Annotated in this window: 17 protein-coding genes; 9 read left to right on the top strand and 8 right to left on the bottom strand. The window is 64.5% G+C overall.

The features are described 5' to 3' along the window. Positions 1 to 276 precede the first annotated feature (276 nt). Entirely contained in the window at positions 277 to 1,449 is a 1,173-nt protein-coding gene (gene pobA, locus C7G41_RS34435) for a 4-hydroxybenzoate 3-monooxygenase (RefSeq protein WP_106946698.1), read from the bottom strand. A 48-nt stretch (positions 1,450 to 1,497) separates the two neighbouring features. Here pobA and C7G41_RS34430 point away from each other — a divergent pair, with 48 nt between their 5' ends. Then, entirely contained in the window at positions 1,498 to 2,403 is a 906-nt protein-coding gene (locus C7G41_RS34430; RefSeq protein ID WP_106946697.1) for a helix-turn-helix domain-containing protein, read from the top strand. Between the two features lie 5 nt (positions 2,404 to 2,408). Here the strand turns inward: C7G41_RS34430 and pcaG are convergent, their stop codons facing one another. After that, positions 2,409 to 3,035 (bottom strand): protocatechuate 3,4-dioxygenase subunit alpha, encoded by a 627-nt coding sequence (pcaG, locus tag C7G41_RS34425; protein ID WP_106946696.1) that lies wholly within the window; start codon positions 3,033 to 3,035, stop codon positions 2,409 to 2,411. Positions 3,036 to 3,039: 4 nt separating this feature from the next. Beyond that, on the bottom strand, positions 3,040 to 3,828 hold the full coding sequence (gene pcaH, locus C7G41_RS34420; protein WP_106946695.1) for a protocatechuate 3,4-dioxygenase subunit beta: 789 nt from the start codon (positions 3,826 to 3,828) through the stop codon (positions 3,040 to 3,042). 103 nt (positions 3,829 to 3,931) lie between these two features. On the opposite strand from pcaH, the gene C7G41_RS34415 reads away from it, so the two are divergent. The 4 genes from C7G41_RS34415 (at position 3,932) to C7G41_RS34400 (ending at position 9,265) form a co-directional block, all read left to right on the top strand. After that, a complete protein-coding gene (locus C7G41_RS34415) occupies positions 3,932 to 4,852 on the top strand; it encodes a LysR family transcriptional regulator (protein ID WP_199198766.1) in 921 nt (306 codons plus the stop codon). Between the two features lie 617 nt (positions 4,853 to 5,469). After that, positions 5,470 to 6,264, top strand: a complete 795-nt coding sequence (locus C7G41_RS37515) for an Lpg1974 family pore-forming outer membrane protein (protein WP_158268072.1) — start codon at positions 5,470 to 5,472, stop codon at positions 6,262 to 6,264. 142 nt (positions 6,265 to 6,406) lie between these two features. Then, the gene (pncB, locus tag C7G41_RS34405; protein WP_106946693.1) at positions 6,407 to 7,711 is read left to right on the top strand and encodes a nicotinate phosphoribosyltransferase; all 1,305 of its coding nucleotides are present in this window, start codon (positions 6,407 to 6,409) and stop codon (positions 7,709 to 7,711) included. Between the two features lie 246 nt (positions 7,712 to 7,957). Further along, a complete protein-coding gene (locus C7G41_RS34400) occupies positions 7,958 to 9,265 on the top strand; it encodes a GGDEF domain-containing protein (protein ID WP_106946692.1) in 1,308 nt (435 codons plus the stop codon). Between the two features lie 14 nt (positions 9,266 to 9,279). Here the strand turns inward: C7G41_RS34400 and C7G41_RS34395 are convergent, their stop codons facing one another. Further along, on the bottom strand, positions 9,280 to 9,900 hold the full coding sequence (locus tag C7G41_RS34395) for a TetR/AcrR family transcriptional regulator (protein ID WP_106946691.1): 621 nt from the start codon (positions 9,898 to 9,900) through the stop codon (positions 9,280 to 9,282). 51 nt (positions 9,901 to 9,951) lie between these two features. Between C7G41_RS34395 and C7G41_RS34390 the strand changes: the two genes are divergently transcribed. The 3 genes from C7G41_RS34390 (at position 9,952) to C7G41_RS34380 (ending at position 14,521) form a co-directional block, all read left to right on the top strand. Then, positions 9,952 to 10,218 carry a hypothetical protein gene (locus tag C7G41_RS34390; protein WP_106946690.1) on the top strand — a complete coding sequence of 89 codons (267 nt, stop codon included), beginning with the start codon at positions 9,952 to 9,954 and terminating at the stop codon, positions 10,216 to 10,218. 218 nt (positions 10,219 to 10,436) lie between these two features. Next, the gene (locus C7G41_RS34385; protein ID WP_106946689.1) at positions 10,437 to 13,841 is read left to right on the top strand and encodes an acyl-[ACP]--phospholipid O-acyltransferase; all 3,405 of its coding nucleotides are present in this window, start codon (positions 10,437 to 10,439) and stop codon (positions 13,839 to 13,841) included. 5 nt (positions 13,842 to 13,846) lie between these two features. Beyond that, the gene (locus C7G41_RS34380) at positions 13,847 to 14,521 is read left to right on the top strand and encodes a triacylglycerol lipase (protein WP_106946688.1); all 675 of its coding nucleotides are present in this window, start codon (positions 13,847 to 13,849) and stop codon (positions 14,519 to 14,521) included. Between the two features lie 3 nt (positions 14,522 to 14,524). Here C7G41_RS34380 and tcuB read toward each other — a convergent pair whose 3' ends face one another. The 3 genes from tcuB to tcuA are packed head-to-tail and all read right to left on the bottom strand — an operon-like array spanning position 14,525 to position 18,084. After that, entirely contained in the window at positions 14,525 to 15,631 is a 1,107-nt protein-coding gene (gene tcuB, locus C7G41_RS34375) for a tricarballylate utilization 4Fe-4S protein TcuB (RefSeq protein WP_106946687.1), read from the bottom strand. A gap of 4 nt (positions 15,632 to 15,635) precedes the next feature. Then, a complete protein-coding gene (locus C7G41_RS34370; protein WP_106946686.1) occupies positions 15,636 to 16,664 on the bottom strand; it encodes an esterase in 1,029 nt (342 codons plus the stop codon). A gap of 28 nt (positions 16,665 to 16,692) precedes the next feature. Further along, a complete protein-coding gene (gene tcuA / locus C7G41_RS34365) occupies positions 16,693 to 18,084 on the bottom strand; it encodes an FAD-dependent tricarballylate dehydrogenase TcuA (protein WP_106946685.1) in 1,392 nt (463 codons plus the stop codon). Between the two features lie 160 nt (positions 18,085 to 18,244). Here tcuA and C7G41_RS34360 point away from each other — a divergent pair, with 160 nt between their 5' ends. Beyond that, entirely contained in the window at positions 18,245 to 18,940 is a 696-nt protein-coding gene (locus C7G41_RS34360; RefSeq protein WP_106946684.1) for a GntR family transcriptional regulator, read from the top strand. 13 nt (positions 18,941 to 18,953) lie between these two features. On the opposite strand, the gene ybaK is transcribed toward C7G41_RS34360, so the two are convergent. Further along, positions 18,954 to 19,427, bottom strand: a complete 474-nt coding sequence (ybaK, locus tag C7G41_RS34355; RefSeq protein ID WP_106946683.1) for a Cys-tRNA(Pro) deacylase — start codon at positions 19,425 to 19,427, stop codon at positions 18,954 to 18,956. Positions 19,428 to 19,533: the final 106 nt, after the last annotated feature.

Genomic DNA, 19,533 nt, shown 5'->3' with positions numbered 1-19,533 from the left:
CGAGCTCGCCTGGCTACTCGCTGCCCATCTGAGGCTCTTAACTCGCCGCTTGGCCAGACCTTGAAGACGTCTACGCTTTTTGAGTCAGGCTCTCAGGATGAGGCTCAGCTGCATCCATCTGCGTTGAAATGCTACCGCATACTCATCCCTCATCCTGAGGGCCCGCCGCAGGCGGGCGTCTCGAAGGATGGCCGCCGTCGAGCTTCCAGCCATAGGTTTCTTCATAGGCGATAGCCCAGCCCCCCTGGTGGATAGGGGACATCCGCATTCGCGCCCTTAAAACGGCAGCCCCACATAATTCTCCGCGAGCAGACGCTGTGCCGCCTCGGACGAGAGGAGATATTCCAGTTCGGTCTGCTGGAGCCTGTCCTCGTATTCGAGCCGGTCGGGAAAGCGATGCAGCAGCATCGTCATCCACCACGAGAAGCGTTGCGCCTTCCAGATCCGCGCCAGCGCCTTGGCGGAGTAGCCCCGGAGCCCGGAATCATCGTCGTTCTGATAGTGCGCGAGCATGGCGTGATAGAGATAATAGATGTCGGAGGCAGCGCTGTTCAGCCCGCGCGCGCCGGTAGGCGGCACGATGTGGGCGGCATCGCCGGCGAGAAACAGGCGGCCGTAGCTCATCGGCTCGGCGACGAAGCCGCGCAACGGCGCGATGCTCTTCTCGATCGACGGTCCCGTGATCAGGCGGCCGCCGACCTCGTCCGGCAAACGACGCTTCAGCTCGGCCCAGAACGCATCGTCGCTCCAGTCCTCCACCTTGTCGGTGAGCGGCACCTGGACGTAGTAGCGGCTCAGCACTTGCGACCGCAAGGAACACAGCGCGAAGCCGCGCTCGTGCTTCACATAGATCAGCTCCGGCGATACCGGTTTCGTGCGCGACAGCACGCCGAGCCAGCCGAACGGATAGATCTTCTCGTATTCCCGCAGCACGTCCTTCGGGATCGACTTGCGGCTAACGCCGTGAAAGCCGTCCGCGCCGACGATATAGTCGCAATCGACTCGGACAGTCTCGCCATTCGAACGATAGGTCACGTAAGGCCGGTCCGAGGTCAGCTCATGCGGCGTCACGTCCTCGGCATTGTGCACGACGTTGCCGCCGAGGCGGTCGCGCGCCTCGTAGAGGTCACGCGTCAGCTCGGTCTGGCCGTAGACCAGCACCGAATTGCCGCCTGAATGCTTGTGGAGGTCGATCTGGGAGAGCACGCCGTCATGGGCGATCTCGAATCCCTTGTGGATCTCGCCCTCGCGGTCCATCCGCTCGCCGCACTGAGCCTCGCGCATCAGCCTGGCGAAGCCGTGCTCGAGCACGCCGGCACGGATCCGGGCAAGCACGTGGTCGCGGCTGTATTTTTCCAGCACGACCGTGTCGATGCCCTTGAGGTGCAGGAGCTGGGACAACAGCAGCCCGGACGGCCCGCCGCCGATGATACAGACCTGAACTTTCATTTTTGCGTCCTCCTCTGCACTTTCTTGCAGATTCAGCGCCGCTGACCGATGGAGGCTTTCGTCTTTGTCTTGTACTATTCGAACATGAGAAGCGCAGCCCCCGCCCCGGCGATCCGGGTCTACAATCTGTTCGGCGAGTCCGGCGATCTGCCCGATGTCGTGCATTGCGAGACGATAGCTTCGCGCTCGGTGCTGCACGACTGGACGCTGGCCGTGCACCGCCATGCCCGGCTGCACCAGGTGCTGCTGATCGAGCGCGGCGGCGGCGAAGCCACGCTCGACGGGCGCGTGGTGCAGCTGAAACCGATGCAAATCGTCAACGTGCCTGTCGGCCACGTCCATGGCTTCCGTTTCGTGCCTGACACCCAGGGCTGGGTGCTGACCATCGCCGCGGAAATATTGGACGAAGCGCTGCTCGCCTCCGAAGGACTGCGCGGTGCCTTGTCGCGCTCGGCCGTGATACGCGGCACGCCGCAGATCGGGACCACCGTGAAGCAGATCTTTGCCGAACACGCCGCGCGCGATTTCGGCCGAGCGCATGTGCTGCGTGCACTGTCGGCGGCCATGATCGGGCTGGTGGCCCGCGCGCTCACCGGCGAGAGCGGTGGCAACGGCACGGCTGAAAGCGGACTATTCCGCCGCTTCGAGGCGCTGCTGGAACAGCATCATCTGGAACGCTGGAGCGTTGCGGACTATGCGGGCGCGCTGTCGATCACGACGACCCATCTCAACCGGGTGACGCGGACGGCAACCGGCGACACCGCCTCGCACCTGATCCTCAACCGGCTGATCCGCGAGGCGCGGCGCAACCTCGTCTACACCAATTTGCCGGTCTCGACGATCGCCTATGCACTGGGATTCGAGGACCCCGCCTATTTCAGCCGGGTCTATGCCGCCGCCACGGGCGTGTCACCGCGCGCCTTTCGCGCGCAGCTCCACGGCGACGAGACCTGAGACGATCACACGTCGAAGAACACCGTCTCTTCCGGCCCCTGCAAATTGATCGTGAAGGAATACACGATCTTGCCGGCGCGTTCGCTGCGCCTTGCGATCAGAGTCGAGCGCCGGACCGGCTGCTCGATCAGGTTGAGCACGGGATCGGCGGCGTTGGCGGCCTCTTCGTCCGAGAAATAGAGGCGCGTATTGAGACCGATGTTGATACCGCGCGCGACAATCCAGACATTGATGTGCGGCGCGCCTTTGCGGCCCGTCTTGTCGATGATCGCGCCCGGTTTGATGGTCTCGAAGGTGACGAGACCGCTCTCGAAGTCGGAGCCGGCGCGACCCCAGCCACGAAATTCCTCGTCAAGCGCGCCGGTCGACCGATCGGCCGGATGGTTGTAGCGGCCGGCCGCGTTGGCCTGCCAGATCTCCAGCAGCACGTCGCGCAGCGGCGTGCCGCTGCCGTCGATCACCTTGCCCTCCAGCGTGATGCGTTCGCCTTGCGTGTTCGGCGTCACCAGCACGTTGGAAAAGTTCTTCTCGAAAATGTCGAAGCCGGCCATGGCCGGGATCAACCCGATATGCACGTAGGGCCCGGCCGTCTGCGAGGCGGTTTCCTTGAGGTAGTTCAGCGGCTGCGGCATGGACCTAGTTCCCTGCGGTGCGATTTTCAAAGTAAGTGGAGCGCTGGCCACGCAAGACGATGTCGAAGCGGCAGGCGAGCGAGTCGAACGGAGCCGATGCGTTGAGGTCGAGCGGCGCGACGAGGCGCTCCAGCGCATCCTGGTCCGGGATCGTCGTCAGGATTCTCCAGACCGGGATCAGGGGATCGCCCTCAAAATACATCTGGGTGATCAGGCGTTGCGCGAAGCCCGAGCCGAACACCGAGAAGTGGATGTGAGCGGGACGCCAGCTGTTGACGTAGTTGCGCCAGGGATAGGGTCCCGGCTTCACGGTGCGGAAATAATAATAGCCGGTGTCGTCGGTCAGCGCGCGGCCGCAACCGCCGAAATTCGGATCGATCGGCGCCAGATAGGTGTCTTTCTTGTGCCGGTAGCGGCCGCCGGCATTGGCTTGCCAGAACTCGACAAGCGTGTTCGGTACGCCGCGGCCGGTCTCGTCCAGCACGCGGCCGTGGACGATGATGCGCTCGCCGACGGGATCGCCGTCCTTGGCGTAGTTGCGGATCAGATCATTGTCGAGCGGGCCGAGATCGTTGTGCCCGAACACCGGCCCCGTGATCTCCGAGACCGAGTTCTCAAGCGACAGCAGCGCCTGGCGCGGCGAGCGCAGCACCGACGATTTGTAGCCCGGCGCGTGCGCGGGCGGATGCATGGAGCGGTCGCGCTGGAAGAAGCCACCGTCACCGAGCGGCGGCGTGAACGGCTCGGGGCGGTTGAGGCGGGGATCCCGCGAGGCTAGCGCCTGGGCATGCATCGGCGTTGTCTCTCCCTGTGGCGCTCCGTTGGGGCGCACGATTTATCGGGACATGATGGCGCCGGCTATTCTCAAGATAAATAGATCAATTATAATAAATTCCATGAAAAAAATCGATCATTTGGCGCTCGATGGCCACGCGCTGGAGCTGTTCCTGGCCGTGCTGGAAGAAGGCTCGGTGACGGCGGCCGCAACGCGGCTCGGCCTGACGCAATCCGCGGTCAGCCACGCCCTGAACAAGCTGCGACGGATCGTCGGCGATCCGCTGTTTGCCAAATCCGGCCGCGGCATTGTCGCTACGGCGCACGCCCAGGCGCTCGCGGCCAAGGCGCGGGCGCTGATCGACGAGATGCGCGGCTTTGCCGGCGGCGTCACGTTCGAGCCGGCGAGCGCGCAGCTTTCGCTGACAATCGCAACGAACGACTTCCAGCGCGACCTGCTGCTGCCGCGATTCTTCGATCATGTCGCCGCGCAAGTGACGAGCCTGAACCTGCGTGTGATCCCCTCGCAGTCGCCCTCGCCGGCGATGCTGCGGGAAAGCCGCTGCGACCTGCTGATCACGCCGCTGCCGCCATCCGGCGTGGACATCGTGCAGAAGCGCCTGCTGCAAGACCATTACGTTTGTTACTACGACCCCAAAGCGCGCGCCGCCCCGGCTACGCGCGGCGCCTATCTCGCCGCGCGCCACATCACGGTGGTTTACACTGACAATGAGCGACTCGACTTCGATCGCCGGCTTGCAGCCAACGGCTTCCACCGCGACATCGCGATCTCCGTGCCGAGCTTCTCCGGGGTGCCGTCGTTCCTGCGCGGCTCGCAGATGCTGGCGAGCATGCCAAGCCTGCTGGCGCCCGGCGTGATGCACGGCTTCGCGCATGTGCGGATTCCGCTGGCCTCGCGCACGCGAACCCTGGCCGAGCTGCCCATGTTCATGGTCTGGCACCAGCGCTATCAGAAAGATCCGGCCCACCGCTGGATCAGGAACCAGCTTGAGATTATCGCGGCGACGGCCGCGGGCCGCTGACCACGCGGGCTGCGGCGCATAAGCCACACCCAAGCCCGGAAACGACTCTTCGAATGCGGTAGCCGGTCGAGTTCAACCGAACGGTTGATGCACGTTGTGTGATTCCGCGCCACGGTCGCGCCACTGGTGCGACGAGGTGAATAAAATGAAGAAGAATCTTGCGGCGCTCATGCTCGACGCGACCGCGGCATGGACGGTCACCAGCGCTACCGCCGGAGAAATCGAAGACGTCAATGCGCGCCTCGAGGTGCTGGAAAGGCAGAACGCCGCAATCCGCAAGGAAAATGCCGCGTTGCGCGCGAACCAGCAGTTGCGCGACGAAAATACGCGGCTGAAATCGCAAGGGGCACGCGCAACGAGCGAACCTGCCAGGAACGGGGCCCGATCACAGCAGGACAATTCCGCATTCCCGGCGGTCGCTGCTTCGCAACAGGCCAGAAATCCGTTGCAGGCGTATGCCGCAGACCTGCCGGTCAAGGCACAACTGCTTGCCGGTCCGGGGCAGTTCAGGGCCTGGATCGAAGGCGGCGCCATCTTCAGCGGCGGGGATCCGATATCAGACACTTACGGTCTCACCCGACAGTTCGACCTGACGCCAAAGGTCGGATGGGAAACGGCTGCTGGCTTCGATTATCGCTTCGCCGGATCTCCCTGGCACATCAGCGGCCAGTTCCGCTACGGCGAGGGGAGGCAAGAGCACCGGCCTGGACTCACTGACGCAAACAATCGTCGTCGGCGCCGCGAGCCAAACAGGCACGGAAATTTTCGCCAATACCTACAAGGAAACCCGCTGGCTCGCCGATCTCGCGGTGGGACGCGACATCGCCGGCAGCGGACCGAGCACGCTTCAGCTGAAGGGCGGCCTTCGCGTTGCCGAATTCGTCACCCGGAGCTCAAGCTCGGACGTCCAGGCCGCGACGAGCACTGGTGTTGCGTTGCCTGGCTTTCCGGCGATCACCAGCTTTTCCACAACGCTCTCGACGTTGCGCGATACGCGGGCGAGCTTCCTTGGCGCGGGTCCACTCATCGGTGTCGAAGGCTCGGTCCCATTTGCCGGCAAATGGTCGTTCGATTATGCTGGCGACGCCGCCCTGCTCCTCGGCCGGCAACAGTCGGCGACCAGTTCGTCGACCCTGTTCTCGGTAACGCCGTCGGTTCTTTCTCCCCTCTTTCCAATCGCGAATACGCTCTCGACGAGCAACGATCGGCTGTTTGCCGGCGTGCTCAGCGCCGACATCCAGGTTGGCGTCTCCTATTGGATGACACAGAACCTGAAACTCGGCGCAGGCTATCGGCTCGATGCGCTCATCAATGTGTTCAAACAGGCAGGCTCCTCCAACTCCGGTCTGACGCCCGACCGCTACACGCACGGCCCCCGCGTCACGCTCACGGGAGCGTTCGACGCCATGTAAGCCACCCGGACCGTCAGCAGACCGGTTCGCGAACGGGCTTTCGGGGCGATTTCGAGCCCCTCGCGCAGCCGGATGCTCGGCGGTGGCCTGCCCTTCGCCAAATCCACTGGTTGCGCACGGGGAGCCACGCTAGAATTCCCCCATGACAGTGACCGACATTGCGAGCCGGACCTACAATCACAGCTGGCGGCTGGATCCCATCATCCGCAGCCTGCTTGATACCGATTTCTACAAGCTATTGATGTTACAAATGATTCGGGAATCTTATCCGAATCAGCAGGTGACATTCTCGGTCATCAACCGGTCGCGCCATGTGCGGCTTGCCGAGATCATCGACGAGGGCGAACTGCGCGCCCAGCTCGATCATGCCCGCACCATCCGCTTCGCCAAGAAAGAGCTGATCTGGCTTGCCGGTAACACCTTCTACGGCAAGACCCACATGTTCTCGGCGGACTTCATCCGCTGGCTCGCCGAATTCCGGCTGCCCGAATACGAGCTGCGCAAGGTCGAAGGCCAGTACGAGCTCCACTTCCACGGGCCGTGGAGCCATACCACGATGTGGGAGATTCCTGCGCTCGCCATCCTCAACGAATTGCGCTCGCGGGCAGCGATGAAGGGCCGCGGCCGCTTCGAGCTCGACGTGCTCTATGCCCGCGCCAAGGCCAAGCTGTGGACCAAGGTGGAACGCCTGCGCAAGCTGGATGGCCTCCGGCTCTCCGATTTCGGCACCCGCCGCCGCCATGGCTTCCTCTGGCAGCGCTGGTGCGTGGAGGCCGTGAAGGAGGGCCTGGGCCCGTCCTTCATCGGCACCTCCAACGTGCTGCTCGCGATGGACAATGATCTCGAAGCCATCGGCACCAACGCCCATGAACTGCCGATGGTCGCGGCTGCGCTGGCCAAGGACGACGAGGAATTGCGCTGGGCGCCCTATCGCATCCTCGACCAGTGGCGCCAGACCTATGGCGGCAACCTGCTGATCGCGCTGCCCGACGCTTTCGGCACCAAGGCTTTCCTGCGCGATGCGCCGGAATGGGTCGCCGACTGGACCGGCTTCCGCCCCGATAGCGCGCCGCCGATACAGGCCGGGGAGGAGATCATGAAATGGTGGGAGCAGAAGGGCCGCAATCCCAGGGACAAGCTGCTGGTGTTCTCCGACGCGATGGATGCTGGCTCGATCGAGGAGACCTACCACCACTTCACTGGCCGGGTGCGGCTCTCCTTCGGCTGGGGCACCAATCTCACCAATGATTTCGTCGGCTGCACGCCGGACGGCTCGTTCAATCTCGATCCGATCTCGGTGGTCTGCAAGGTGTCGTCGGTCGACGGACATCCGGCCGTCAAGCTCTCCGATAATCCCGAGAAGGCGACCGGCCTGCCTTCGGAGATCGAGCGCTATTTGCGCGTCTTCGGCGACGCCGGCCGCGTGCGCAAGCCGGTGCTGGTGTAGCGCCAGAGCATTCTCTCTCCATCAGGTAAACCACTCGGGGCAAATGCGCGACATCGGCTCGCCGATGCCGCGTCAGTTCCGCTTCGGCGGCATTTGCAGCGATCTGCAAGCATCCGCTTCACAGCGCCTTCACTCTGCGACGCAGTCTTCCGGCATTTTTAAGTCGAGCTGAGCACCCTTCACGCGTAATCTGCGTTATGAGCAGATCGCTCCGCTGGGGTCGTCGAGCGACTTGGGGAACGCAAAGTGTTTCGCAGAACAGCGCCGTCAACGAAGGGACGCAACTTCCTTCACGTCATCAAGCTCGTCTCGCCTTTCGTCACGGTCGTTCTGCTGCAGGCGGCGATCGCCGGGTTTAGCCTGGAGGTGATGTCCTCGGTCCGCGCCTATGTCGCGGGCGAAGCGCTGTGGTCGCGCTCGCAGAAGAACGCCGTCTATTTCCTCAATCTCTATCTGCATTCGGGCGACGCCAGCCAATTTGGGCAATATCAGGCCTCGCTGGCCGTTCCCATCGGCGACGAGTTCGCGCGCTGGGCGCTCGAGCGCGATCCGGTCGACGTCGAGGCCGCCCGCATCGGCTTCCTGCAGGGCGGCAACCATCCCGATGACGTGGCGGGATTGATCTGGCTGTTTCGCTATTTCAAAGAGGTCAGCTTTCTCAAGGAAGCGATCCGCGAATGGGCTGCCACCGACCCCATGCTGCTGGAGCTGAGCGTGTTCGGCGAGGTGATCCGGTCAGAGTTGAAGAACGGGCCGGTTCAGAACGGCGACCGCCTGCAATTATTGTCGTCGCGGCTCTCGGAGCTCAACACTCAGTTCACGGTGCACGCCAACCGGTTCTCTACCGTCCTCGGCGAAGGCTCGCGCGCTATCAAGATGACGCTGACCGGCGTCAATATCGTCACGGCCGTGACGCTGATCCTGCTCCTGATCTGGCACACGCGGCGATTGGTGCTGCAACGACAGGCGTTCGAGGATGCCCTGCATGCCGAGAAAGAGCGCCTGGCCTGGCAGGCGTCGCACGATTGGCTGACCGGCCTGTCCAACCGTCGCGCGTTCGAGGCGCGCCTGCAAAGCGAGCTGGACGACACCGCGGCGGGTTCGCTGAGCCTGATCCTGCTCGATCTCGACCAGTTCAAGGACGTCAACGACAGCTGCGGCCACCTCGCCGGCGACCGCCTGCTCTGCCAGATCTCGCGCCTCCTGCAACAGGAGCGGCGGCCGCATGACCTGGTGGCCCGACTCGGCGGTGACGAATTCGGCTTGATCCTGCCGCGGTGCCCGCCGTACGACGCCGTCGATATCGCCGAACGGCTGCGCCGGTCTCTCGAGCTGTCCGTCTTCGCCTGGGACGACCGCTGCTTTGCAGTGACGGCCAGCATCGGCGTTGCCTGCATCACCGACGGCAACACCACGCTCGAGGACGCGATGCGGCGCGCGGATGCCGCCTGCTATGGCGCTAAGGAGAAGGGACGCAACCGTGTTCAGGTCGACAACGGGACGACGGACGTCGTCGTCGTGACCTCGCGGCAGCGCAAGTCCGCGAACGCGTAGCAGCGCTCAGCACTTTATCGTATTGGCAGAATCCCGAGCCCCGCGAGATGCGCATCCAGAAATTGTTCGACCTGCTGGCGCAGCATCTGCGGCGGCACGGCCACCATGCGCTCTTCGAGCCCGAGCGAGATGATCCCGTGCACGGCGGAAAACAGGGTGCGTGACAGCAGCGCGATCTGCACGTCGTCTGCAGTCGGAAGCAGCCGCACCAGTGGCGGATGCATCAGCGCGAAGGCGTCCATCACCATCTGAAGGATGTCATCGGGATAAGGGCGGTCGTCCTCCATCCGATGTTCGAACAGCGAACGCAGCAGATTGGCATGCTCCGCGAAAAATTCGAGGTAGGTCGCAGCCAGCCCGTAAAGCTGGCGGACGGGGTCCTCGGCCGGAACCTGGCCCAGCCGCACCGTTAGCGCCTTAACGGTCTCCCGATTCACGGTCAGGATCACCCCGTCGAAGTCGCCGAACTCGTTATAGACGCTCCCGACCGAGCAGCCGGCGGCGTCCGCGACGTCACGGACTTTCAACGATTTCAATCCCTTAGTCGCAATGATGCCGCGAGCGATCTCCACGATCTGATGCCGCCGTCGAGATTTTTTTCGGTCTCGTAACGATCCGTATTGAACATTGTTCATTTTCGGGATACTCATTTGAACAATGTTCAAGTTAACCCGGTGACCAGCAAAATGCAAACCCTCACTGTTGATATCGCCTCCACCTTCGTCGATGACGCCTCAGCTCTCCTAACCGGATTTGGCCGTGCCCTCCTGCGGTTCGCGATGGGGCCGATCGATCGCATCGCAAATGCCTACGACATTGCCGGCGTCCTGGCTGAGCGCCGCGCGACCTTCCGGATGTGGCGGGCCAACCGCGGCCGTGCCCGTCATGAGGGCCGCCGCATTGGCCTGCTCGGCCGCCTCTCGCCCTTTCGCCGCCTCGCCCATCTCACTTGAGGCGCGCGCACCTCCCTGCCGGAGCGTAATAGAGTGCGGCCAACCATTTGCGAACCAAACGTCGCCACGCGGAGACCAACAGGATCGGAAGGCAAAGGCGCAGAGCAGGTCGGGGGGGATCGTCGTCAACCCGCAAATGCCCGTCGCATCTCCTCCGGTCCCGACGCCCATCCGACAATGAAACAACCTCAGACAGCGTTTCCAAAACAGGACTAGTCATGATCAGGGATTTGATGTCGTCACGCCGCTTCGCGCCGCTGTTCTGGGCGCAATTCTTCTCGGCGCTGAACGACAACGTGCTCAAGAACGCACTTGTCATCATCCTGCTTTACAGTGCCGCGACCGGCCACGGAGATGCGCTGGTGACGGTCGCGGGCGCGGTCTTCATCTTCCCCTATTTCATCCTGTCCGGGCTCGGCGGCCAGCTCGCCGACAAATACGTCAAATCCGTCGTCGCAAGGCGGCTCAAATTCGCCGAGATCTTTGCGGCGGGCTTTGCCGCGGCCGGCTTCTTCCTGCACTCGGTGCCGCTGCTGTTCGCAGCGCTCGCACTGTTCGGCGTCATCGCCGCCCTGTTCGGTCCCGTGAAATACGCGATGCTGCCGGACCAGCTCGAGCTCGGCGAGCTCGCGACCGGCAACGCGCTGGTCGAAGGCGCGACCTTCATGGCCATCCTGCTCGGCACCGTTGCCGGCGGCCAGTTCGTGGCCGGCTCCGCGCATATGGGCTGGGTCGCGTCGGCCGTGGTCGTGCTGGCCCTGCTGTCCTGGGCCTTCGCCTCCCGCATTCCCGCGACGACGCCGTCCGCACCCGATCTGCCGGTCAACGGCAATCCGTGGACCTCGACGCTCGGCCTGTTGAAGACGCTGCACGCCGACCACCGGCTGTGGGACGGCACCGTGATCGTCTCCTGGTTCTGGCTGGTGGGTGCCATCGTGCTCTCGCTGCTGCCGGCCCTGGTCAAGGAGGTCATCGGTGGCACCGAGGGCGTGGTGACGTTGTGTCTCGCGATCTTCGCAATCGGCATTGCCATCGGCTCGCTGTTCGCCGCGAATCTGAGCCACGTTCGCCCGAACCTCGCGCTGGTGCCGATCGGCGCCATCATGATGGGGTTTGCCGGCATCGACCTCGCCTGGGCGATCGGCGTGACCGCCAAGGGCCACGACATCACCGCTGCCGACTTCGCGACCTCGTTCGCGGGCCTGCGCATGCTGATCGACTTCGTCGCCTTCGCATTCGGCGGCGGGCTGTTTGTCGTTCCGTCCTTCGCCGCCGTCCAGGCCTGGTCCGCCCCCTCCGAGCGTGCCCGCATCATCGCCGCCGGAAACGTGCTGCAGGCCGCCTTCATGGTGGCCGGCTCGCTGTTCGTCGCGCTGCTGCAGGCCGGCGGTCTGCACATCGGCTGGATCTTCTTCGGCCTCGGCCTCGCCAGCTTCGGCGCAGTCTGGTTCGTCCTGACGAAGTGGGGCAAGGAAGGCGTGCGCGACTTTGGCGGACTGCTGTTCCGCGCGCTGTTCCGCACCGAGGTCCGCGGGCTGGAGAATCTGCCGCCTGCAGGCACGCGCATGCTGATCGCGCCCAATCACGTCAGCCTGATCGACGGCCCGCTGCTGCACGCCGTGCTGCCGATCGACGCGAGCTTCGCCGTCGATACCGGCATCGCCAAGGCCTGGTGGGCCAAGCCGTTCCTGCGGGTGGTCAAGCACTACACCATGGACCCCACCAAGCCGCTGGCCGCGCGCGACCTCATCAAGCTCGTCGCCGCCGGCGAGCCGGTCGTGATCTTTCCGGAGGGACGCATCACCGTCTCCGGCTCGCTGATGAAGGTCTATGATGGCACCGCGATGATCGCGGACAAGGCCGACGCGGTCGTCGTCCCGGTCCGCATCGAAGGCGCCCAGCGTTCGCATCTCAGCTATCTCAACGGCAGCCAGATCAAGCGCTCGTGGTTTCCGCGGGTGACCGTCACCATCCTGCCGCCGGTCAAGCTTCCGGTCGACGCGGCGCTCAAGGGCAAGGCGCGCCGCAACGCCGCGGGCGCAGCTCTTCAGGACGTGATGATCGACGCCATGGTGAAGAACGCCATGCTCGATCACACCCTGTTCGAGGCACTCGGACACGCCTATCGCGACCGCGACACCGGCAAGGTCATCGTCGAGGACGCGCTCGGCACCAAGCTGACCTATCGCAAGCTGATCCTGGGCGCGCAGGTCTTGAGCCGGAAGCTGGAGAACGGCACCGCCGTCGGCGAGAATGTCGGCGTGCTGCTGCCGAATTCCGCAGGGGTCGCCGTCGTTTTCATGGCGCTGCAAAACATCGGCCGGGTGCCAGCGATGCTCAACTTCTCGGCCGGCCCGGTCAACGTGCTCGCCGCCATGAAGGCCGCGCAGGTCAAGACCGTGCTGACGTCGAAAGCCTTCATCGAGAAGGGCAAGCTCGACAAGCTGATGGCGGCGATCTCCGCGGAAGTTCGCGTCGTCTATCTCGAGGACGTCCGTGCTTCGATCGGCACGGCCGACAAGATCAAGGGCCTGCTCGCCGGTACTACGCCGCGGGTCGTCCGCCAGGCGAGCGACCCGGCCGTCGTGCTGTTCACGTCGGGCTCGGAAGGCACGCCCAAGGGCGTTGTGCTGTCCCACCGCAATATCCTTGCCAACGCCGCACAGGCGCTGGCGCGGGTCGATGCCAACGCCAATGACAAGGTGTTCAACGTGTTGCCGGTATTCCACTCCTTCGGGCTGACCGGCGGAATGATGATGCCGCTGCTCGCGGGCATTCCGATCTACATGTACCCCTCGCCGCTGCATTATCGGATCGTGCCCGAGCTGATCTACCAGACCGGCGCCACGATCCTGTTCGGCACCGACACGTTCCTCACCGGCTACGCCCGCTCGGCGCATGCCTACGACTTCCGGACCCTACGCCTGGTGATCGCCGGCGCCGAAGCGGTCAAGGATCGCACCCGGCAGGTTTTCATGGAGCGTTACGGCATCCGCATCCTCGAAGGCTATGGCGTCACCGAGACCGCGCCGGTGCTGGCGATGAATACGCCGATGGCCAATCGTCCCGGCACGGTCGGTCGCCTGTCGCCGCTGATGGAAAGCCGCCTCGACCCGGTCCCCGGCATCGAGGAAGGCGGACGCCTCTCGGTGCGCGGACCGAACGTCATGCTCGGTTATCTCAGGGCCGAAAATCCCGGCGTGCTCGAACCGCTCGCCGAGGGCTGGCACGACACCGGCGACATCGTGGCGATCGACCCGGCCGGCTTCATCACGATCAAGGGGCGCGCCAAGCGCTTTGCCAAGATCGCCGGCGAAATGGTCTCGCTGTCGGCGGTCGAGAACATCGCGACGACCCTGTGGCCGCAGGCAGCATCGGTCGCGGTGTCGATCCCGGACCCGCGCAAGGGCGAGCGCATCGTGCTCCTGACGACGGAAAAGAACGCCGAGCGTAGCGCCATGCAGGGCCAGGCCAAGGCGGTCGGCGCGTCCGAGCTGACCGTTCCCGCGGCGATCATGGTGGTCGACAAGGTGCCGCTGCTCGGCACCGGCAAGACCGACTACGTCACCGCAACGACGATGGCCCGCGAGCAGGCGTCTGCCCCGGAGCGCGAGGTGGCGTAAGAGAGATGCACGAGGCGCCTCAATCAGGCGAGGCGCGATGCCCTGGAGTGGTTCTGCTTCACGGTATCGCGCGAACCTCGGTGTCCCTGACCAGACTGGAACGGGCGCTCCGGGCCAACGGCTTCGCAACGCTCAACATCGACTATGCCAGCCGCCGCAAGCCGATCGCCGGGCTAGCGGACGATATCCATCCGGAGGTCGCCCGCTTTGCCAAGCGTGAGGCGCCGCTGCATTTCGTCGCGCATTCGATGGGCGGCCTAGTAACGCGCGCCTATATCGCAAAGTATCGTCCGGACCGGCTTGCCGGCGTGGTGATGCTGGGTACGCCGAACGGCGGCAGCGAGGTCGCCGATCTCCTGAGCGGATATCGCCTCTACAACGCATTCTACGGACCGGCCGGACTCGAGCTCACCACCACGTCCACGTCCCGGCCTGACGCCCTACCCGCCGTGGACTATCCCGTCGGCGTGATCGCGGGAAACCGCTTCATCGATCCCGTCGCCGGTCTCTTGGTTCTGCCGAAGCCGAATGACGGACGGGTCTCAGTGCAAAGCGCGATGGTAGCCGGCATGGCCGACCATATCGTCGTGAAGGCGTCCCATACCGGACTTCCGCGTCACGCCGGCGCGATCGAACAGACGATCGCTTTCCTGCGCGACGGCCGCTTCCGCACCGTCTGAATCTCAAGAACCGGCTTCTCCGCGGCGCTCCTGCGCGTAACGCACCAGCGCCGCGAAACGATAGATGCCGTGCACGAACTTGCCGTAGGGCATGGTGATGAACAGGGCAAATACTGCGCCCAAATGCAGCGCGAGCAGCGGCCCCATGGCTGCAGTCTCGCGCAGAAGCAGAAGCAGCATGCCGGTGAAGCCGGTGAGGAGCAGCATGGCGATGAATCCGACATCCATGCCGTAGCGTTGCTCGTCGAGCAACGCCGGATCGCGCCGCATCTTGGCCGCGAACAGGCCGATCGGCCCGATGACCAGGCCGATGCCGCCGAGCGTGCCGAGCACCACCGGCAGATCCCACCATGGATACGGCGCCTCGCGGCCGAGCAGATAGTGATAGAGCGTCGCCACCGAGGTCGCGGCGAAGCAGAGCAAGAAGCCGTAGAAGGTCAGGTGATGGAAAAGCTTGCGCCGGTCGGTCGGCTTGTCATCCTCATTGTAGCAGCCGACGCCGCCACCATGGAGATAGCGCAGCTCACCAGCGTCGCGCATCGCCTGAAAGATCGAGCCACCGTCCGCACGGCCGCCGATCGGCGGGCCGATATCCCGCCAGAAGGCACGCACGCTCATCACCAGCGCGAAGATCGCATAAAGGAAGGCGGCGCTGAACAACGCCGCCATCGCGTTGTGCGGCATCAGCCTGTAGAACGCGCCGGGGCCGGTGTGCACGCCGAACAGCACGCTGCGGTCGTTCAGGGCCGCGAAGCCGAGGATGAAGGCGGCCATGCTGAGCGCGGCGACGATGCTGATGACGAGACCGTTGCGCGCGAAGGCGCCGGACAGCGCCTGCGGCCAGGCATAGGCCGCGTAGGATTCCGCGCGTGCGATCGCCAGCGTCTGCGGGACGTTGACGTTGAATTCGTGCGGCGGCGAGAACTGGCAGTCGACGTAGCAGGCGCCGCATCCATGGCAGAGATTGGCGAGATAATTGAGGTCGCCGTCGGAGAAGGCGCGCCGCATCTCCATAGCGGGAAATACCGCGCAAAGACCCTCGCAGTAACGGCATGAATTGCAGACCGTCATCAGGCGGTCGGCTTCGTCCAAAATTCTGGTTCCGTGCATGGCTTTACTTCGTCAGGCCTTTGCCCTCGAGCCATTTCTGGATCAGGGCCGCGACCTCGAGGTTGTTCTTGTCCATCATCACCATATGCGAATTTCCCTTGATGCCGGCCTGCGGGAGATCGACGACGTCGACGCTGCCCCCGGCCGCCTTGATGGCGTCCGCAAAAGCGATGCCGTTGGCGCGGATCTTGGGCCAGCGCGAATCGCGCTCGATATAGTCGCCGTAGATGATGAGGGTCGGAATGTTCTTCAGCACATCCGCCTTGGCGGGATCGCCGATGCCGGCCGGCTCGATCGCAATCAGCGCCTTGACCTTGTCGGGGCGGGCTTGCGCGACCTTGAAGCCGAAGGTGCCGGCCTGGCTGTGGAACAGGAGCACCGAGGGGCCGACGCGATCGATCTCGGCGATATAGGCGGCGATGGTCGCATCGTCGGTCGTGGTCCAGCGCGGTACGTTCTGCTTGACGAAATTCTCGTAGCCCTCGATGGGGAACTGGTTGCCCGGCAACAATTTTCGCTTGGCGGGATCGGGATCGTAGGAGTTCGGCCCATCGCCGATGCGAAAACGCTCGAACGGATTGGCCGTGGTCAGGAAGACCGGCTCGCCTTTGAAGATATCGGGATATTGCGCCCAGCCCGCGCGGCCGCGCTCTACTGCGTCGGAGTTATAGACCGCCCACCCCTTTCGCAGAAAATAATTCAGCCAGCCTTCGCGCCCGTCAGGCGTGGTCTCGTAGGTGACGCCGGTCAATCCGCCGCCGTGCCACATCAGCAAGGGATAGGCACCCTTCTCGTCTGCCGGCAGGAAATACTGCACGTACATCTGCTCGACCTGATACGTGCCATTGGGATCGACCTTGGCCGGCACGCCGCCGGGCGCGAACACGACCTCCCTCACCGGCTTGCCGGAGATTTCGACAAGACGCCCACCGACATGGAACGAGCCCATGTCTCGCAGCGTGATCGGCTCGGCCGCGTGGGCGTGGCCGACGATCAGCAGCGCCGCGATCGAGGCAATGGCAATGCGTGACATGGTTGCTCCCTCGTGTCTTTTCTTCGTCCTAGTTCTTGGCGTGGCGTGCCGCTTCCCGTCCTGCGATCCGCCCGAACACGCTGCCGATGGTCATGCCCATGCCGGCGGCATAGCCCTTGCCGAGCACGTTGCCGGCCATGATCTCGCCGGCCGCGAACATGTTGGCAGACGGCTTGCCGTCCGCCATCAGCATCCGCGCTTCCCTGGTCACGCGCGTGCCGAGATAGGTGAAGGTGATGCCGGGCCGCACCGGATACGCAAGGTACGGCGGCGTCTCGATTCGCCGCGCCCAATGCGTCTTCTGCGGCGTGATGCCTTCGGTCCGGCAGTCGTCCAGGATGGTGTGGTCGAAGGTGCCGGGCTGCACCGCGGCGTTGAATTCGGTGATGGTCTTTTCCAGTGCGGCCGGATCGAGCTCGAGCTTGCCGGCGAGCTCAGCCACGGTCTGCCCTGCGATCGGCGGGAACAGTGTCGGCATGAAGCTCGTGACCACGGTGGAATCGAAGATGATGTAGGCGATCTGGTCGGGCTGCGCGGCCACCAACCGGCCCCAGATCGCATAACGCTTCGGCCAGATGTCCTCGCCCTCGTCATAGAAGCGCTGCGCGTGCTTGTTGACGACGATGCCGAATACGACCGAGTCGTGGCGCGTGATGATGCCGCCGTCGAATTTCGGTGCGCGGGCGTCGATCGCGACCGCATGGCATTGCGTGGGATCGCCCACCTCCTGCACGCCCTTGGCGAGCAGCATCTTCAGGATCGAGCCGCGGTTATAGGGCGTGCCGCGGATCAGGAAATTGTCGGCGGCCTCGCCCCAATATTGCTTCAGCCATTCGATGTTGGCCTCGAACCCGCCGGCCGCGGCGACCAGCGACGTCGCGCAGATCTCGGTGTCGCCCTTGATCGGCCGCTTGAGGCGGGCGGCGAGAAACATGCCATCCTCGATCACGAGGTCCGTGACCTGGGCGTCATATTCGACCTCGACGCCGAGCTTCTCGGCGGTGAGGTAAAGTGCGTTCAGCATTGCGCGGCCGCCGCCGAGAAAGAACGAGTTGGTGCGGCCCAGGCTCAGCGTGCCGCCGAGCGAGGGCTGCCAGCGCACGCCCTGTTCTACGATCCAGTTCAGGATGTCCTTGGACTCGCGGATCATGTGGCGGGCGAGGACCTCGTCGGTCTGCCCGCCGGTGACGCGCAAAAGATCCTCCCAGAATTCCTCCTCGGTGTAGGGGCCGGTCAGGATTTCGGTGGCGGCGTCATGGGCGCAGCGCATGTTGCGGGTGTGGCGGGTGTTGCCGCCACGATAGAATTTTGGCGCGCCCTCGAGCACCAGCACCGACGCCCCACCGCGTCGCGCGCTGATCGCCGCGCACAGCGCCGCGTTGCCGCCGCCGATCACCAGCACATCGTATTTGCTGCTCATGCCGTCTGCCCGATGCGACGAAGTTGAAGACATTCTGCCCGACGGCGGCTGCGGTCAATCCGGTCGGCCATTGCGCACCTTTGTATACAAAGATATACAGAACCTCAGCAAGCGCCATCGCTGCATGGGCAGGATGCGTGTGGCGAGCCCACGAGGATGCATGGCAAGACGCCCGACAAAGGCAGGCGGCTCGATCGCGCGCGGCGGCGGCGTGGCGCTCGGCGAAGCCGTGTTCCGCTCGCTCTGCGAGGCGCTGCAGGCCGGCAGCTACCGCGCCGGCGACCGCCTGCGCGAGGAAGAGGTCGCCCAGCGGCTGAAGGTCAGCCGCACGCCGGTTCGCGAGGCCTTCGGCCGCCTTGCGGCGCGCGGCTTCGTCGAGCCTGCCGGCGGCCGCGGCCTGATCGTACGCAACCTCGACATATCAGAGGTGCTCGAGCTCTACGCCATGCGCGAGATCATGGAAGGCGCCGCCGCCCGGCTTGCCGCCGAGCACGCCTCGGCGCCCGAGATCGAGGCACTCCGGGATATCGAGCAGGCCTTTGTCGAAGCGTCCGAGACCGACGCGGCCGAGATGGCAGGAGAAATGGCAAGGCTCAACCGCGCCTTCCACGAAGCGATCTGCCGCGCCGCGCGCAACCGCTATCTCGACAACGCTTCGCGGGAATTGCAGGACTGGATCGCCCTGCTCGGCCCGACCACGTTCACCGTATTGGGCCGGCCCTCGACCAGCCACGGCGAGCACCGGGCCATCATCGACGCCATCGCGGCCCGCGACGGCGGCAATGCGGAGCAGCTCGCGCGCACACACATCCGCGAAGCGCTGCGCTGCCGGCTGAAGCTGTTGCAAAAGCAGTAGCAGAGCGCGGCGCTCAGGCGACCAGTTCCGCGGCAATCGCATTCAACACGTCCCGCACATCGCATGGACTGAGCCGCACCTGCAGCCCGCGCTGACCGCCATTGACGTACACATAGTCATGAGCGAGCGCGCTCTGCTCGATCACGGTGCGCACGGGCTTCCGCTGCCCGAACGGGCTGATGCCGCCAACCTTGTAGCCGGTGAGGCGCTCGGCCTCCGGCGGCTTCATCATCTGCGCCGACTTGCCGCTAACAGCAGCGGCGAGCTTCTTCATCGAGACTTCCTGATCGGACGAGACGATCACGCAGACCGGCTTGCCGTCGACCAGCGTCATCAGCGTCTTCAAGACGCGCGCTGGGTCCTCGCCGAGCGCCGATGCGGCCTGGAGGCCGATGCTCTCGGCGTCGGGATCGTAGTCGTAAGCGCGGACGGTGAAGGCAACACTGGCAGCCGTGAGCGCGCGTGTTGCTGGGGTGGCTTTGGACATGGACGATGTTTAGCACCGCAGCTGCGAGGCGCGAAGCGACGAAGCAATCCAGAATCTTGCCGCGGAGGCAGTCTGGATTGCTTCGCTTTGCTCGCAATGACGGCGC

This window comes from Bradyrhizobium sp. MOS002, assembly GCF_003020115.1.
Taxonomy (GTDB): Bacteria; Pseudomonadota; Alphaproteobacteria; order Rhizobiales; family Xanthobacteraceae; genus Bradyrhizobium.
The sequence above is the reverse complement of the archived record's forward strand: the minus strand, read 5'-3'. Positions and strand labels throughout refer to the sequence as shown.

Coding starts and splice junctions, on each gene's coding strand:
- pobA (WP_106946698.1), bottom strand. CDS start 1,449: ATGAAAGTTCAGGTCTGTATCATCGGCGGCGGGCCGTCCGGGCTGCTG.
- C7G41_RS34430 (WP_106946697.1), top strand. CDS start 1,498: ATGGAGGCTTTCGTCTTTGTCTTGTACTATTCGAACATGAGAAGCGCA.
- pcaG (WP_106946696.1), bottom strand. CDS start 3,035: ATGCCGCAGCCGCTGAACTACCTCAAGGAAACCGCCTCGCAGACGGCC.
- pcaH (WP_106946695.1), bottom strand. CDS start 3,828: ATGCATGCCCAGGCGCTAGCCTCGCGGGATCCCCGCCTCAACCGCCCC.
- C7G41_RS34415 (WP_199198766.1), top strand. CDS start 3,932: ATGAAAAAAATCGATCATTTGGCGCTCGATGGCCACGCGCTGGAGCTG.
- pncB (WP_106946693.1), top strand. CDS start 6,407: ATGACAGTGACCGACATTGCGAGCCGGACCTACAATCACAGCTGGCGG.
- C7G41_RS34395 (WP_106946691.1), bottom strand. CDS start 9,900: ATGAACAATGTTCAATACGGATCGTTACGAGACCGAAAAAAATCTCGA.
- C7G41_RS34390 (WP_106946690.1), top strand. CDS start 9,952: ATGCAAACCCTCACTGTTGATATCGCCTCCACCTTCGTCGATGACGCC.
- C7G41_RS34385 (WP_106946689.1), top strand. CDS start 10,437: ATGATCAGGGATTTGATGTCGTCACGCCGCTTCGCGCCGCTGTTCTGG.
- C7G41_RS34380 (WP_106946688.1), top strand. CDS start 13,847: ATGCACGAGGCGCCTCAATCAGGCGAGGCGCGATGCCCTGGAGTGGTT.
- tcuB (WP_106946687.1), bottom strand. CDS start 15,631: ATGCACGGAACCAGAATTTTGGACGAAGCCGACCGCCTGATGACGGTC.
- C7G41_RS34370 (WP_106946686.1), bottom strand. CDS start 16,664: ATGTCACGCATTGCCATTGCCTCGATCGCGGCGCTGCTGATCGTCGGC.
- tcuA (WP_106946685.1), bottom strand. CDS start 18,084: ATGAGCAGCAAATACGATGTGCTGGTGATCGGCGGCGGCAACGCGGCG.
- C7G41_RS34360 (WP_106946684.1), top strand. CDS start 18,245: ATGGCAAGACGCCCGACAAAGGCAGGCGGCTCGATCGCGCGCGGCGGC.
- ybaK (WP_106946683.1), bottom strand. CDS start 19,427: ATGTCCAAAGCCACCCCAGCAACACGCGCGCTCACGGCTGCCAGTGTT.